At 63.8% G+C, this 12,960-nt stretch carries 20 protein-coding genes and 1 pseudogene; 14 read left to right on the top strand and 7 right to left on the bottom strand.

Annotated features, from left to right (window positions below):
- Positions 1-111: 111 nt before the first annotated feature.
- On the top strand, positions 112-522 hold the full coding sequence (locus SVXhr_RS09610) for a helix-turn-helix domain-containing protein (RefSeq protein ID WP_275736991.1): 411 nt from the start codon (positions 112-114) through the stop codon (positions 520-522).
- Positions 523-567: 45 nt separating this feature from the next.
- On the opposite strand, the pseudogene SVXhr_RS14650 reads toward SVXhr_RS09610, so the two are convergent.
- Positions 568-923: pseudogene (locus SVXhr_RS14650) on the bottom strand (ThuA domain-containing protein); the annotation flags it as partial.
- A gap of 48 nt (positions 924-971) precedes the next feature.
- The gene (locus SVXhr_RS09600) at positions 972-1,238 is read right to left on the bottom strand and encodes a hypothetical protein (protein ID WP_275736989.1); all 267 of its coding nucleotides are present in this window, start codon (positions 1,236-1,238) and stop codon (positions 972-974) included.
- Between the two features lie 125 nt (positions 1,239-1,363).
- Between SVXhr_RS09600 and SVXhr_RS09595 the strand changes: the two genes are divergently transcribed.
- From SVXhr_RS09595 to SVXhr_RS09560, 8 genes are all read left to right on the top strand, one after another.
- Positions 1,364-2,737: an MFS transporter gene (locus tag SVXhr_RS09595; protein ID WP_275736988.1), complete on the top strand. Its 1,374-nt coding sequence runs from the start codon at positions 1,364-1,366 to the stop codon at positions 2,735-2,737.
- Between the two features lie 65 nt (positions 2,738-2,802).
- A complete protein-coding gene (locus tag SVXhr_RS09590; RefSeq protein WP_275736987.1) occupies positions 2,803-3,522 on the top strand; it encodes a DUF2103 domain-containing protein in 720 nt (239 codons plus the stop codon).
- Between the two features lie 83 nt (positions 3,523-3,605).
- A complete protein-coding gene (locus SVXhr_RS09585; RefSeq protein WP_275736986.1) occupies positions 3,606-3,890 on the top strand; it encodes a 50S ribosomal protein L37ae in 285 nt (94 codons plus the stop codon).
- Position 3,891: 1 nt separating this feature from the next.
- Complete coding sequence (locus tag SVXhr_RS09580; RefSeq protein WP_015790396.1) at positions 3,892-4,026, top strand: DNA-directed RNA polymerase subunit P; 135 nt, start codon at positions 3,892-3,894, stop codon at positions 4,024-4,026.
- Positions 4,027-4,266, top strand: coding sequence for a KEOPS complex subunit Pcc1 (locus tag SVXhr_RS09575; protein WP_275736985.1), 240 nt, complete (start codon positions 4,027-4,029; stop codon positions 4,264-4,266).
- Between the two features lie 45 nt (positions 4,267-4,311).
- On the top strand, positions 4,312-4,941 hold the full coding sequence (locus SVXhr_RS09570; protein ID WP_275736984.1) for a hypothetical protein: 630 nt from the start codon (positions 4,312-4,314) through the stop codon (positions 4,939-4,941).
- 124 nt (positions 4,942-5,065) lie between these two features.
- Positions 5,066-5,464, top strand: a complete 399-nt coding sequence (locus SVXhr_RS09565; RefSeq protein ID WP_275736983.1) for a prefoldin subunit beta — start codon at positions 5,066-5,068, stop codon at positions 5,462-5,464.
- Positions 5,461-5,733 carry a DUF3194 domain-containing protein gene (locus SVXhr_RS09560; RefSeq protein ID WP_275736982.1) on the top strand — a complete coding sequence of 91 codons (273 nt, stop codon included), beginning with the start codon at positions 5,461-5,463 and terminating at the stop codon, positions 5,731-5,733. Before SVXhr_RS09565 ends, SVXhr_RS09560 begins: the two co-directional genes overlap by 4 nt.
- A gap of 33 nt (positions 5,734-5,766) precedes the next feature.
- Here SVXhr_RS09560 and SVXhr_RS09555 read toward each other — a convergent pair whose 3' ends face one another.
- On the bottom strand, positions 5,767-6,018 hold the full coding sequence (locus tag SVXhr_RS09555) for a hypothetical protein (RefSeq protein ID WP_275736981.1): 252 nt from the start codon (positions 6,016-6,018) through the stop codon (positions 5,767-5,769).
- A 147-nt stretch (positions 6,019-6,165) separates the two neighbouring features.
- Between SVXhr_RS09555 and SVXhr_RS09550 the strand changes: the two genes are divergently transcribed.
- Positions 6,166-6,576, top strand: coding sequence for a winged helix-turn-helix domain-containing protein (locus SVXhr_RS09550; protein WP_275736980.1), 411 nt, complete (start codon positions 6,166-6,168; stop codon positions 6,574-6,576).
- Positions 6,577-6,886: 310 nt separating this feature from the next.
- Here SVXhr_RS09550 and infB read toward each other — a convergent pair whose 3' ends face one another.
- Positions 6,887-8,695, bottom strand: a complete 1,809-nt coding sequence (gene infB / locus SVXhr_RS09545) for a translation initiation factor IF-2 (RefSeq protein ID WP_275736979.1) — start codon at positions 8,693-8,695, stop codon at positions 6,887-6,889.
- A gap of 170 nt (positions 8,696-8,865) precedes the next feature.
- Here infB and SVXhr_RS09540 point away from each other — a divergent pair, with 170 nt between their 5' ends.
- Positions 8,866-9,105: a PRC-barrel domain-containing protein gene (locus SVXhr_RS09540; protein WP_275736978.1), complete on the top strand. Its 240-nt coding sequence runs from the start codon at positions 8,866-8,868 to the stop codon at positions 9,103-9,105.
- A gap of 9 nt (positions 9,106-9,114) precedes the next feature.
- Positions 9,115-9,579, top strand: a complete 465-nt coding sequence (locus tag SVXhr_RS09535) for an NOB1 family endonuclease (protein ID WP_275736977.1) — start codon at positions 9,115-9,117, stop codon at positions 9,577-9,579.
- Here the strand turns inward: SVXhr_RS09535 and SVXhr_RS09530 are convergent.
- Both SVXhr_RS09530 and SVXhr_RS09525 read right to left on the bottom strand, forming a co-directional pair.
- Positions 9,576-9,773 (bottom strand): hypothetical protein, encoded by a 198-nt coding sequence (locus tag SVXhr_RS09530; RefSeq protein WP_275740973.1) that lies wholly within the window; start codon positions 9,771-9,773, stop codon positions 9,576-9,578. The genes SVXhr_RS09535 and SVXhr_RS09530 overlap by 4 nt on opposite strands.
- A gap of 107 nt (positions 9,774-9,880) precedes the next feature.
- Positions 9,881-10,681, bottom strand: a complete 801-nt coding sequence (locus SVXhr_RS09525) for a type II CAAX endopeptidase family protein (protein WP_275736976.1) — start codon at positions 10,679-10,681, stop codon at positions 9,881-9,883.
- A 77-nt stretch (positions 10,682-10,758) separates the two neighbouring features.
- Here SVXhr_RS09525 and SVXhr_RS09520 point away from each other — a divergent pair, with 77 nt between their 5' ends.
- Positions 10,759-11,304, top strand: coding sequence for a hypothetical protein (locus SVXhr_RS09520; RefSeq protein WP_275736975.1), 546 nt, complete (start codon positions 10,759-10,761; stop codon positions 11,302-11,304).
- Between the two features lie 31 nt (positions 11,305-11,335).
- The gene (locus SVXhr_RS09515) at positions 11,336-11,800 is read left to right on the top strand and encodes a DUF5812 family protein (RefSeq protein ID WP_275736974.1); all 465 of its coding nucleotides are present in this window, start codon (positions 11,336-11,338) and stop codon (positions 11,798-11,800) included.
- A 36-nt stretch (positions 11,801-11,836) separates the two neighbouring features.
- Here the strand turns inward: SVXhr_RS09515 and SVXhr_RS09510 are convergent, their stop codons facing one another.
- Positions 11,837-12,901, bottom strand: coding sequence for a guanosine monophosphate reductase (locus SVXhr_RS09510; protein ID WP_275736973.1), 1,065 nt, complete (start codon positions 12,899-12,901; stop codon positions 11,837-11,839).
- Positions 12,902-12,960: the final 59 nt, after the last annotated feature.

Genomic DNA, 12,960 nt, shown 5'->3' with positions numbered 1-12,960 from the left:
ACTTCAAACCAACTACTGCTTCCCTCTGTGATTCGCCTTTAAACGATTCGCCACTAACCGATTCGTATTTGAGCGAAACGCTTTTGCACGAAGCGGCCGAACAGTGTGATAATGAGTACGCCAGAAACGCCGCCGAACGCCCTCGAAACCGTCCGGAGTCGGCTCAACGTCGTCACCCAGGAGACGCGGTTCTCGCTGCTGCAGGACGTTTTGGGCCATCCCGAGGGGCTGCCGACGCTGAAGGAGCTCGACTACGTCAACCCCTCGAAGAGCCGGACGACGATCCGCCAGCATCTCGCGGAACTCGTCGACGCCGGGATCGTCGAGGAAGTGTTGCTTCCCGAGGACCAGCGGCGCAACGACCGGCCCTACAAGTTCTACGGCCTCAGCGAGGACGGACGGGCGTTCTTAGAGGAGCACAAACTGCTCCGGGCCGAAGACACGCTGCGGGAGATCTACGATCGCGTGGAGAAGACCGACGAGATCGAACGGTACGAGTCCGCGCCGCGACCCGAGCGGTGAGTGTCCATGGGGTCAATATTTGCCCCTGTATCATATCTATCCACTCTATGAGTCTTCCAGCGCTTCGATCGTCTCGGCTTCCCCGTCGGTCGCCTCGCTACCTTCCGTCGGCGCGGCCCACGCCACAGCATTCCTGAGGACCTGTCGCACATCCTCGTGATGGAAGATCGGATAGCTCTCGTGGCCGGGCCGGAACGCGAAGATCCGACCGCGACCGCGGCGGTAGCACAGCCCGGAGGCAAGCCCTCCCCGCCGCCGAACCACGAGACGAGCTCCGTCCGGTCGGGCTCTGTCACGTCGTGGGGCTCGCCGTACATCTCCGCCTCGGGAATCTCGAGGGACTCGGGGCGCCCGTCGGCGATCGGGTGGACGGGATCGATGACCCAGACGCGCTCGCACCCGTCGGCACCGAGATCGTCACTCTCCGCACGATCGGCCGCCGCTCAGACCTATAGCAGTTGTACAACGATACCCAGCGCGAAGAGCGTCGCCCCGCCGAGCAGTGCGTATGTCAGTGGCCCGTATTCGGTGACGATCGGGCTCGACTCATCGCGAGCGAGTCTATAGAGCGTAGCCCCCAACAGCATGGCGCCGCCCACGAGGAGCAACGCGCCGCCGAACGTGATCTGCTCAGCGACAGTGATCGCTCCCCACACGACCACGAGGGCCCCGAGACAGAGGTATGCGAGTGAGACTGCGCGTGAGGGATGCATCATGACTTCCCGATCGATGGGTACCCCATTGAATCTTCTGTCTAGACTGGTTGTCTGTTTTGACTATTTGGCTGTCTGAATTTCGCCCCGAGACAAGGGTTTAGGCGATCGCCGTCGAGGGTCGACACATGCCAGCGGAGCAGGCCGAAGCGGCAGGTCCGATCGACGCCTTCCGGTCGTTCTTCGCGCTCCGGCGGGACGTCCTCGTCCTCTCGATCGCGATGTTCGCCTTCAGCCTGGGCTTTCAGATGACCAGCCGCTACCTCCCGGAGTACATGACCGCGCTGGGTGCTTCGGGGGTCGTCGTCGGCCTCTATGGCACCTTCGGCAATGTCATCTCGGCGGTGTTCCCCTATCCCGGTGGTGCTATCTCGGACCGGATCGGCTCCCGGTACGCGCTGACGCTCTTTGGCTTTCTCTCGACCCTCGGCTTTGCAGTCTGGCTGATCGCGGGACAGTTCGACGCGGTCACGCTCGCCGGACTGACGATCGAACCCTGGGTGTGGATCTTCGTCGGTCTGATCCTCGCCCAGGCCTGGAAATCCTTCGGCCTGGGAGCCTCCTTCGCTGTGGTCAAGCAGGCGACCGACCCCTCGCGGCTGGCGGCCGGCTTCGCGAGCACGGAGACCTTCCGCCGGGTGGCCTTCCTCGTCGGCCCGGTGCTGGCGGCCGTCCTGCTCGAACTGCAGTGGAACGTCCCGCTGCTCTCGCCGATTCTCGGACGGATGGGCGACTCGTTCGCGACGAACTTCCAGTACGTCCTGCTGGTCGGGGTGGTTTTCGGCGCGCTCGGGACGTTGATCCAGCACTGGCTGTACGACGCGAGCGAAGACACGATCGGGGGCTCCTTCGCGGGGATCGAGCAGATCTGGTCCGATCTTCAGGCGATGCCCGCCGAGTTGCGACCGCTGCTCGTCGGCGACACGTTGGTCCGGTTCGCCAACGGGATGGTGTACGTCTTCTTCGTGCTGGTGGTCACCCAGTTCCTCGAAGTCGGCTTCGACGCCTCCGTCGCCCTCTTTGGAACGTCCTACAGCGTCACCCTCTCACCGGCGGCGTTTTTCGGCATCCTCCTGGGAGTCGAGATGCTGGTCGCGCTGTTGGTGATGGCGCCCGCGGCGAAGGCCGCCGAGTACGTCGGCCTCAAACCGGTCGTTGCGGTCGGATTCGCCGTCTACGCGATCTTCCCGGTCGTCCTCATCTACGCCCCGGCGACGGAGACAGCGATGATCGTCGTCTTTGCTTTCTCCGGCCTCCGATTCGCCGGCCTCCCCTCGCACAAGGCGCTGATCGTCGGCCCCGCCGAGGCCGACGCGGGCGGCCGCGTCACCGGGACGTACTACCTCCTGCGGAACACGATCGTCATCCCGAGCGCTGCCATCGGTGGGTATCTCTGGGATTATGTGAGCCCCGAGGTCGCGTTCACGGTCGCCGCCGCTATCGGCGTCGTCGGGACCGGGTACTTCCTCGTTTTCGGCGAGGAATTCGAAGCCTATCGATAGCCGTCTCTACTGCATGCACTCGCGGATCGCCCTGCTTATTCGATGGGAGTTCCGATAGGACACTGATGCAGTGCCGGCAGTGCGCCGCTGACCTCGATCGACCCGGCGACTACTGCCTGGTGTGTCACACGGCGAACGCCGACGTGGTCGTTCTGGAACTCGATCGCGAGCGCGCCCGGGTGACGACGATCGACGACGAGGACATCCTGGGGCGGCGCGTCGTGACGACGACGCCGGAGGACGGCGAGTTGAGCGGCGTCGAGTTGCGGAACTTCGCCGGCCAGGTCGCCGACGAGGTCCATCGCAAGCGCCCCGAGGAAGTCTACGTCACCGGCGATCGCGAGGTTATCGACGCCGTCCGATCCCAACTTCACTACGAGTGTTACCGCGTCGAGGGCGAGAATCCGGTCGATCGGGTCCTCGAGCGCCGTGGGGAGCCCGCCCTGGAGGTCGTCGAGGCAAGCGCGGCCGAGAAGATCGGCGGCACCCACTCGACGTTGATCGGTGATCGCGACGGGATGCGTGCGATCGAGACGGTCGCGGGCCACCCTCACGTCAAGAAGATCATCCCCGGCCCGATCGACGCGAGCGGGTCGAGCGCACGCGGCGGCGTCCGCGCGAAGGCGACCCGTGCCGACGAGGGTGGCAACGTCCGACTCCTGATCCGGGACGGCTCCAGCGTCCAGGAGAACCGGGTCGTTACGACGGCCAACGATCGCGAACTCGGCGAGCACGTCCGGGCGGACCTGAACGACGCGCTGGCGGACGCCGATCTTGGGGAGTGAGCGGCCCGGTCGTGGGCACCGGCCCCGTCGGCTGCCCGCAACTCAACAGGTTTATCAGCCCGCTGGCGTGATGTTTCACCACTATGGCTGACGATCGTACCGGCAGTGCCGGTCGGTTCGGCGCGCGATACGGGCGAGTCTCCCGCCGTCGCGTCGCCGAGATCGAGGCGAACATGAACGACGACCACGAGTGCCCCGAGTGCGGCCGCGACCGCGTCTCCCGGCAGGGAACCGGCGTCTGGGAGTGTGGCTACTGTGGATACACCTTCACGGGTGGCTCCTATAGCCCCACGACCCCCGGTGGACGTGCCGCAAAGCGCTCGATCCGCGCGGCACTCGCTGAGGAAGGCGAGGAGACGGAGGCCTGAGATGGCGTATAAGTGCTCGCGCTGCAAACGCGACGTCGAACTCGACGAGTACGGCGGCGTCCGCTGTCCGTACTGTGGCCACCGGGTCCTGTTGAAGGAACGGTCCCGCGACGTCAAAGAGATCGGCGTCGAGTAAATGGACCACCAGGCGGTTCTGGAGTTCGTGTACGACGATCCCGACAGTGCCACACTCGTTGAGGCCAGCGTCGCCCAGGAACTCGATGAGATCGACGGCGATCGCACGCACGCCCGACTCGATCGGGACGACGCCACGCTTTCGATGACGATCGACGCTGCGGATCCGGTTGCACTTCGGGCCGGCATGACGACCTGGACCACACTCGTCGAGGTGGCTGAACGAGTCGGCGGGATCTGAGCCGTCATCGGCATGTTTATCGGCCGACTCGCCATCCGGTGAGATATGGCAAAGAGCGAACAGAGGGATCGAACCCGAAGCGGATCACTCCTCGAGTCGGTCTCGATCGGTGGTGGACTGGCGGCCGGTGTGATCGCCTACGTACTGGGGTATGGCGTGATCGCCATCTCCAAGTCTGACGCCATCGATAGTGCGTCCGGAGTATTTGGGATTCTTAGTCAGTTCGCCGGCCAGATTGACTACCCGACAGGGTGGAAGCTCGCTGGCTGGGTTTTCTACCGCGCACACAACGTCGACATACTCTTCGAGAGCTCAGGGACGGAATCATCGAATCCCATCGCGTTTACCGAGACGGTGTTCTGGGAGCCGTGGTTCTTTGCGGTCCCGGTGATCGCACTGGCGCTCGCGGGGGCGGTCGTCGCCTACGCGACTGCTGCCCGGTCCACGACGGCGGGTGCCGTGGCCGGCGGCTCAGTCGTGCTTGGGTACATCCCCGTGGTGGCCGTCGGTGCGGTGGTGACCGGCTGGTCGACCGCGTCGGACGGCTCCTTCATGAGTTTCGAAGCATCCGCCGGTCCGGATCTCCTCCCTGCCCTGCTCGTCGCGGGGTTCATCTATCCTCTTGTTGTCGGCGGAATCGGTGGATCGATCGCCGGCGCGATCCGCGGTCGGTAACGGTGTTTTCTCTATGCAGGGACGGCGATGATGACGAGAGTCCCAGCTAGCGGTGGGGTAGCCGTTCGGCGGCGGTGAGACCACAAAAGGTGGGTTTTTCTGTGCTCGTCCCAACGTAGCGGATATGCAGGGAAATCTGCCACCTGAAGCACAAGAGAAGCTCGAAGAACTGCAGGACCTCCAGGAGACGGCCCAGCAGGTCGCCCAGCAGAAACAGCAGGCCCAAAACCAGCTGACCGAATCCGAGAACGCCCTCGAGGCCCTCGAAGACATCGACCCCGACGCGACGATGTATCGCGAAGTCGGCGAACTCCTCGTCGAGACCGAGTACGACGAGGCCGAGGACGACCTCAGCGAGACGGTCGACAACCTCGAAGTACGCGTCGACTCCCTCGAAAAGCAGGAGGAGCGCGTCGAAGAACAGTTCGAGGAACTCCAGAGTGACCTCCAGGAGATGCTCGGCGGTGGCGGTGGTGCGCTCGGCGGCGGTCCGGACGTCGGTCCGGGCGCTGGCGGTGCATGAGCGACGACGCCACACCATCCACTGACGCGGAGACACCAGCGGACGAAACGGTCGTCGAGACGGCCGCGGCGACGGCCGAAGACGTCGTGTTTTCGCGCCTCGACCGGTCGGCGATCGACGATCTCGACGTGACGGTGACGTTCGAAGACAAGGTACTCGAGATCGACGTCTACCTCAACGCGCCTGACGCGCGGGCCGACCCCGAAACGGTCGCCGACGACGCCGCACTCGCGGCTCGATCGGCGGTCGACGATCTTTTCGACGCCTGACCTGGCGGTCGGCGTCGGCTTTTTTCGCGTGTCTCAGTGCCCACGATCGACAGTCGAGGTGCCCGGACTCTCGTCGGTTCGATCGCTGATGAACCCGGTCCGGAACCCGATCCACGCGAGCCCGCTGATGAACAGGATCGGCGGCAGAATCATGAAGCCCCACAGCGGGTCCAGTCCCCACCCGAGCAACAGGACGAGATCCGCGAGGCCGAGCGCGAGAAACGGCGTGACCGCCTTCAGCGCCTGCACGCGGTCGTATTCGGGATCCGGACGGGGGTCTGTCATTGGTAGCTGTTGGGGGCACGCACCCAAAAGCGCGCCGTTCACCTGGGGAATTGCCTCGTGATCGGAGATTATATTTAAAAGTCGGTGTTTTCGAGAAATCCTGGCTCGACAACGACTAAGCACGCTTCGGTCGTAGTCTGAGCTACGATGGTGACGGATCAAACGCGGACGGCCGGCAGCGACCCACCGGACGATCCGGGCGACCTGCTGCCCGAGGATAGCGTCCTCACGCTCGAGGAGTACCTCGACATGCACGCCGCCGTTGGCCACCGAACCCGCTACGAAATCCTCTATCGGCTCGTCCACGGCGGCGAGATGAGCCCGAAAGAGCTCGAAGCGGCGCTCGACGTCGACAACAGCACGCTCCATTACCACCTCAACGAACTACTTGACGTCGGCCTCGTCGAGAAACGACAGCGTACCGAGCGAGGCCAGGACGGACTGTACACGTACTACCGGGCCACCGTCTTCGGCGAAGTGACGCTCACTGACGGCGTCGAGGCGTTGATCCGCGGCGAAGGAGAGTTCGACGCGATGTACGACAGCTCGAGCAGCTAGTTCCTGCGGGATAAGTACACGGTCCCTCAACTGGACAGTGTTAAGATAAGGATCTGTCCGGAGTGAGCATGCTCTGAAAGCCCTCGCCAGTTTCGGTCCCGCGACTCGCTGCGCGCTTCGGGCGCTTCGCGCCCTGCAGTGCTTACTTCGTCGGGGTTCCCGAAACTGACTCGCCCTTTCAGTCCACCAGGATTTGGCTAGTTAGTCGGCAGAAAGTAGCTCTTTGATTGGCGCTTATCTGAACACCGCCGTTGACCCTGACCGTAAGCTAATACCTTCGAATATGTAGTCAAACTGCAACACAAAAAGTCTACTTCCCCCAGAAGGGATCCTTGTTCCGCCGCTTGTCCAGATACATCGACAGCGCCTCACGCTCGTCGGCGGGGATCTCCTCGGTGAGTTCCTGTTCGAGGATCTTGGCGTGCTTCTCGGGGAGTTCGATCCAGAGTTCGTCGCCTTCCTCGATGTCCCGGCCGACCGTCGGGCCGTCGATCGAGACGGCGACGCGCTCGCCCGCCCGTGCCTCATCAACGTCGTCGCCCTCGTCCTGGATGCCCTTGAGCTGGCCGACGCGCTCGGGTTCGCTCCCCTCGAATCGGGCGACGTTGGAATTACGGACGATCGTCCCCGAGAGGATCTCGACGCCGACGACGGCGGGATCGGACTGCCGGAAGGTGTGGTCCTCGAGGATCCGGAACCGTGCCGGGCGCGTGATGTTGTCGAGGATCTGTTCCTGCTGGGACTCCTCGATCGCCGTGACGTGCTCGTCGTACTCCTCGACGAGCTGGTAGATGACGTCGTTCTCGAACAGTCGGACGTCCTCCTGTTCGGCGAGGGCGGCGGTGTCATCGAGGACGTCCACGCCGAAGGCGAGGATCGCCCGGTGGGTCGGTTCGTTGGCGGTCTCGGCGACCCGGATGTCGCGTGGCGCGACGTCGCCGACCTCCGCGCGCATGATCGGGATCTCCTCGTCGGCGAGCGTGCTCGAAATCGCTTCGAGGCTGCCGAGCGTGTCCGCCTTGACGACGATGCCTTCCTCCTCGGTCTGGACTTCGACTTCCGCGAGTTCGGCCTCGACCTCGGCGATGACTTCCTCGACGGGACGGTCGCGCACGACGCGAACGGGCGCGCCGGCCATCGCGTCGTCGAGGTCCGGCGCGGCGATCTTCACGCCGGCGGCGGCCGCCACCGAGTCGACCTTCTCGAACTCCTTTTCGGTCCGGATCTCGGCCAGCGGTCGCGGCTGGAGTAAGGCCCGCACCTCGGTGACGATCGGCTCTTCGAGTCCGCCCACGACCAGTTGATCGTCCGCCCGGATCGTCCCGTCGTAGACGACGGCATCGATCGTCGTGCCGAACCCGCGTTCGTCGGTGACTTCGAGGACTGTTCCCGCGCCCGGGCCAGTCACATCGATCGCCATCTCCTCCTTGAGATAGCGCTGGGAGAGCCCCATCAGCACAGTCAGCAGGTCGGGGACGCCCTCGCCGGTCATCGCCGACAGCGGGACGACGCCGATGTTGTTCTGGAAGTTCTGGACTCGCCAGTAAAAGTCCGCCGAGAATCCCTCGTCGCTCAACTCGCCGATGAGTTCGTACAGGCGTTCGTCCAGATCGGACTGGACGCGGTCGGCCTGGCGCTCTTTGCTCGCCTGGATCGGTTGGTCGTCGTTCGGGTTCCAGCCCGGGATCGTATCGACCTTGTTGGCCGCGACGATGAACGGCGTCTGGGTTCGCTTGAGGATGTCCAGTGCTTCCTCGGTCTGTGGCTGGAAACCGTCGGTGACGTCGACGACGACGATGGCGATGTCCGCCAGGGCCCCACCCCGAGAACGGAGCGTCGAGAAGGAGTGATGGCCCGGCGTGTCGATAAACAGCAGGCCGGGCAGATCGAAGTCCTCGGGATCGACGAGATCGCCGGCCATCTCGCCGATCACGTCGAGTGGCACGGCGGTCGAGCCGATGTGCTGTGTGATCGCGCCCGCTTCGCCTTCGGTCACTGCTGACCCGCGGATCTTGTCCAGTAGCGTCGTTTTGCCGTGGTCGACGTGGCCCAGGACCGCGACGATGGGCGTCCGGAGCGACGACGACTCGGTCGTATCAGTTGGTGTGTCTTCGGCCATCCCGTCTCACCCTGAGAAGTCCTTGTCCGAGTTCGGCGTTCTCGCCATTTAAGGTGTTCGTATCGCTGTCGGCAAGCCACGCGCGTACTGGGGAAGGTCGCCGATCGCGTTGTCAGTCACGCGTCCGACAGCCCGTGGCGTTTATGTAAGAGGACCGGGTAAGCGACTGTATGGCCGAAATACTCGCCGAGAACCTCTCCGGGAAAGACGTCATGGGCTCGGACGGGGCTGAGCTTGGCATGCTGTACAACATCACGATGGATCTCGAATCGGGGCGGCTCGAAGACCTCATCATCGAACCCGACGAGACGCTCGGTGAGACGGCCTTCAAGCGGGACGACAACGGCCGCATTCGCGTTCCTGTGGGTCGTGTACAGGCAGTCAAAGATCACATGATCATCGAACGCTAAGGTAGCTAAATGAACGTTCTCGACGCCTCGGCTTTCATCAACGAGTATCACACCGACGAGCAACTCGCCACGATCCCTCTCGTTCGCGAGGAACTCGAAGACGAGAGCGCCTATCGCTTCGACGCCCTCGAGGGGTCCGGGATGCACCTCCACATCCCTGACGAGGAGACCGTCGAACGCATCCGCCGGGCGGCCGACGAGACCGGCGACCTCGAAGAACTGTCGACGACCGACATCCGCCTGATCGCCGCTGCTTTCGAACTCGACGGCGAACTGGTCACCGACGACTACGCGATGCAGAACGTCGCGGAGAAACTGGAGATCGACGTGGAAGTGATCGCCCAGGACGGGATCGAGGCCCAACGCGACTGGCACTTCCAGTGTCAGGGGTGTGGCCGCGAGTTCGACGAGAATCACGACCGCTGTCCGATCTGTGGCAGCCCGCTCTCGCGGAAGAATCCATCCAGCGCTTAAGGGTCGGCATCAGTTTTCCCGGGCGCGTCGTGACTGGTCGGTCCCTCGACCGGCCGGTCACCGTCGAGTGTATCCAGACCCAGCGCCAGCAACTGTCGGAGCACTTCCTCGTCCGTGAGATCGTGCTCGCGGGCCAGTTGCTCGATGTCGCGGGCCTGGTCGTCGTCGACGACGACCGAAAACCGGGTCGGCATATATCATGGTAATCGATGTCGTGATAAAAACCCCCGTCAGACGGCCGTCCGACTCGGTCGGGATCCTCGCCGCATCGCGTTCCAATCGGCTTTGGACTGCCCGGTACTCACATGAGCGCAGTCAGTGTCGCTTCGGCCAGTTCGTATCTAATCTGGACGTATTGCAACGCGAACTGGATTGCATTGATGAGTCCGTGGACGAGAATCGGCACGACGAGGTTGTCCGTCCGGCGGTACCATTCCCCCAGCACGAGCGCCAGGAAAAATACGGCTACCACTGAACTCGCGGCTTCCAACGGTGTCGAGGTGAGGTACGCTGGAAAGTGGACGAGGGCAAACAACACGCTCGCGATGATGACCGCAAGCCGTCGGTCGAATTGGTCGTAGAGCGACTTTTGGACGACGTTTCGGTAGATGAGTTCTTCCGCCGGTCCGATGACCAGAAGCGATAGCGGCACGAATGCAAGTAGCAGTTCCGGGTTGTTGTTCTCCGTCACGTCTTTGAAGATCTGGTGCTCTGAACTTTCGATACCAAGTTCGATGAACAGGAGACTGATCAGGACGATGCCGACCAGGAGGACGACCACGCCGAGGATTGTATACCCAATATCGCGCAGGGACGGAAAACGAACGTCGATATATTCGACATTCAGGTCGTTCACGCGAAGGTACGCGATAGCGACGAGAACAAAGCCAATGCCCGAAAATGCAGTAAGAAGCGCCTGCTCCATGGTTGGCTGGATGGATCCAAGCGCGGGCGAGATCGGAATATAAAGCATAGCGGCGAATATCTGACTCCCGAGAAACCCGATGAGTGCCCAACCCGCTGCCAGACCGATAGCACGGAGGCGCGTTCGATCTGCTCGGGGTTCCGATACCATGGCCGGATAAACGGCCAGCAACCCCAAAGGCCCTGCGCTTTCGGGGGTTGCCTTCCGGTGTTCAAACCATCGCGCTTATTCGCCAGCCGTGACAAGGGTTCGGCATGGCTGAACCCACGAGCGAAGACGCCTACGAGGGGGTTTTCGGTGCGTTCCCCTACGCCTTCGGTGCGACCGATTCGCGGCTCTGCCGGGTGTACATCGTCGTGGGTGGACTGTTCGCCGCTCTCGCCACGGTAGTGTTCGTGCTTGCGGTGATCTCGCTGATCGGGGAGACCCTCGGCACGCCGGGTGGCCTGTTGACGAGCGCGCGGGCCTTTTACGTCCTCATCGCGTTGCTGATCGTCGGGCCGCTACTCGCGCCGACGTTGCTCGTTGCCCGACGCCACCGCCGGGGGACGGGCGATCGACGCTACGACCGCGCTCTCGGGACGACCGGCTTTCTGTTTCTCGTCTCGCTGTACCTCGGTGCCGTGGCGTCGATGCCGGCGTCGTTCGTTCTCGACGGGGAGACGATCACGCGTCCCGCCGCTGATGGCGTCTTCGGTCCGCTCGTCGAACTCCTCTACGCGATCCCCGAACCAGCCGCACCCGTCGTCCCGGCACTCGCGGTGACGATCATGGCCCTTGTACACCGCCGCTACCGGTGAATCAAAGAGGGACGAAATCCTGCGTTCGGGTATGAGCGAGAAAACGGGGACGTTTGTGGTTACCCACGTCGACGGCGAGTCGGCGGTCCTGACGGACGTCACCGACTCCCACGTGCATACACTTTCGGCACATCCGGACTTCGAGACCGACGAAGTGGTCGAGGCGACGATCCGGGCCGAACCGCCGATGGAAGTCACCTGGGAGGTGGCCGCGATCCACGACCGCCGGACCGTGCCGATCGAGCGGAGTCCGGAGACCCCGACCAAACAGGCAAGGGACATCGCCACAGACCAGGCCGTCGGAGAGGTTACACGCCGGGAGCGTGCCGGCGAGGGTGAAGTACACGTTTTGACTGTTCCGGCGGAACAAACCGAGCAGGCCGTCGCGGACGTCATCGACGACGACGAGACGGTCAGGCGGGCGGCCCGTCTCGGCGTCGACCGCGTCGAGATTCGGGCTGACGATGGTGTCCTCAGTGTTCGCTATCTGCCGTAGTCACTTTTCTTCGACCGTCGCGGAGCAGCCGCTACATCAATCGCTGCCGTCTCCAACGACGCTCTCCCAGTCGTGATCGAAGTGTGCCCCCTCGCGCTCGCGGGCGCTGGCTGCGACTTCCATGAATTCAGCCGATGCACGCGCTTCCGGAATAGTGTGGCCGCCACAGTAACTCAATCCTGATCGGATCCCGGCAGCGAACCGGTCGGCGACGTCAGCGAGGTCGCCGCTGTATGGCGTCAGTCCCTCGACGCCCTCATCGGCGTCCGCCGCTGCGCCGTCCTTGTCCGTCCGGGCCTCGTTGGCGGCCGTCGTCGCCATGCCCCGCGAGCGCTTGTACTGGTCGCCCTCGATCTCGACGACGTCGCCCGGGGCCTCGGCTGTCCCGGCGAACAATCGTCCGAGCATGACCGTGTCCGCGCCGGCCATCAGCGCCTTGACTGCGTCGCCGGAGCTCTGGATGCCGCCATCAGCGATGACTGGCACGTCGAGGTCCTCGGCGGCGTCCGCACATTGGTCGACTGCGGTGAGTTGTGGGACGCCAGCCCCAGCGACGCGCCGGGTCGTACAGTGCGAGCCGGGGCCGATACCGACCTTGACGGTGTCGGCTCCTGCCGCGTAGAGATCACGGACGCCCTCGGGTGTCGCGACGTTGCCGACGATAAGGTTCGCGGGGTCGTATTCGTCGACGAGCGTCTCGACTGCCGCAAGCGCGCGTTCGAGGTGGGCGTGGGCGACATCCAGAACGATCGCGTCGGCCCCGGCTTCGAGCGCCCGTTCGGTCCGTTCGAGGTAGCCATCGGCGATGCCGACGGCCGCACCGACGCGCTCGCCGGCTTCGACGACCGCCCGCACTTCGGCCACCTGTTCGTCGATCGCGAGGAACCGGTGGATCGTCCCGAACCCACCGGCCGCCGAGAGGGCGGTCGCCGTCTCGCGTTCGGTCACGGTGTCCATGGGCGCACTCAGGAGTGGGCGCTCGAGTTCGATGTCGGGTGTGAGCGGCGTCGAGAGGTCCACGTCGTCGCGACTGTCGACCGGCGAGCGCTGTGGGACGAGCAACACGTCCCCGTAGGAACGCCCTGTCGTGAGGTCTTTCATGCCGCCACTATCACAGGGGAACCAGCCCTAAAAGCCCATCGTGTCTCGGTTAACTCGAC

This window comes from Halorhabdus sp. SVX81 (assembly GCF_029207715.1).
GTDB lineage: Archaea > Halobacteriota > Halobacteria > Halobacteriales > Haloarculaceae > Halorhabdus.
The sequence above is the reverse complement of the archived record's forward strand: the minus strand, read 5'-3'. Positions and strand labels throughout refer to the sequence as shown.

What these genes read in the sequence shown, in the direction of transcription:
- SVXhr_RS09530 (WP_275740973.1), bottom strand. Translation starts at nt 9,773, where the DNA reads ATGCCGACCCGGTTTTCGGTCGTCGTCGACGACGACCAGGCCCGCGAC.
- SVXhr_RS09560 (WP_275736982.1), top strand. Translation starts at nt 5,461, where the DNA reads ATGAGCGACGACGCCACACCATCCACTGACGCGGAGACACCAGCGGAC.
- SVXhr_RS09575 (WP_275736985.1), top strand. Translation starts at nt 4,027, where the DNA reads ATGGACCACCAGGCGGTTCTGGAGTTCGTGTACGACGATCCCGACAGT.
- SVXhr_RS09535 (WP_275736977.1), top strand. Translation starts at nt 9,115, where the DNA reads ATGAACGTTCTCGACGCCTCGGCTTTCATCAACGAGTATCACACCGAC.
- SVXhr_RS09600 (WP_275736989.1), bottom strand. Translation starts at nt 1,238, where the DNA reads ATGATGCATCCCTCACGCGCAGTCTCACTCGCATACCTCTGTCTCGGG.
- SVXhr_RS09590 (WP_275736987.1), top strand. Translation starts at nt 2,803, where the DNA reads ATGCAGTGCCGGCAGTGCGCCGCTGACCTCGATCGACCCGGCGACTAC.
- SVXhr_RS09570 (WP_275736984.1), top strand. Translation starts at nt 4,312, where the DNA reads ATGGCAAAGAGCGAACAGAGGGATCGAACCCGAAGCGGATCACTCCTC.
- SVXhr_RS09580 (WP_015790396.1), top strand. Translation starts at nt 3,892, where the DNA reads ATGGCGTATAAGTGCTCGCGCTGCAAACGCGACGTCGAACTCGACGAG.
- SVXhr_RS09550 (WP_275736980.1), top strand. Translation starts at nt 6,166, where the DNA reads ATGGTGACGGATCAAACGCGGACGGCCGGCAGCGACCCACCGGACGAT.
- SVXhr_RS09540 (WP_275736978.1), top strand. Translation starts at nt 8,866, where the DNA reads ATGGCCGAAATACTCGCCGAGAACCTCTCCGGGAAAGACGTCATGGGC.
- SVXhr_RS09520 (WP_275736975.1), top strand. Translation starts at nt 10,759, where the DNA reads ATGGCTGAACCCACGAGCGAAGACGCCTACGAGGGGGTTTTCGGTGCG.
- infB (WP_275736979.1), bottom strand. Translation starts at nt 8,695, where the DNA reads ATGGCCGAAGACACACCAACTGATACGACCGAGTCGTCGTCGCTCCGG.
- SVXhr_RS09565 (WP_275736983.1), top strand. Translation starts at nt 5,066, where the DNA reads ATGCAGGGAAATCTGCCACCTGAAGCACAAGAGAAGCTCGAAGAACTG.
- SVXhr_RS09510 (WP_275736973.1), bottom strand. Translation starts at nt 12,901, where the DNA reads ATGAAAGACCTCACGACAGGGCGTTCCTACGGGGACGTGTTGCTCGTC.
- SVXhr_RS09515 (WP_275736974.1), top strand. Translation starts at nt 11,336, where the DNA reads ATGAGCGAGAAAACGGGGACGTTTGTGGTTACCCACGTCGACGGCGAG.
- SVXhr_RS09610 (WP_275736991.1), top strand. Translation starts at nt 112, where the DNA reads ATGAGTACGCCAGAAACGCCGCCGAACGCCCTCGAAACCGTCCGGAGT.
- SVXhr_RS09555 (WP_275736981.1), bottom strand. Translation starts at nt 6,018, where the DNA reads ATGACAGACCCCCGTCCGGATCCCGAATACGACCGCGTGCAGGCGCTG.
- SVXhr_RS09595 (WP_275736988.1), top strand. Translation starts at nt 1,364, where the DNA reads ATGCCAGCGGAGCAGGCCGAAGCGGCAGGTCCGATCGACGCCTTCCGG.
- SVXhr_RS09585 (WP_275736986.1), top strand. Translation starts at nt 3,606, where the DNA reads ATGGCTGACGATCGTACCGGCAGTGCCGGTCGGTTCGGCGCGCGATAC.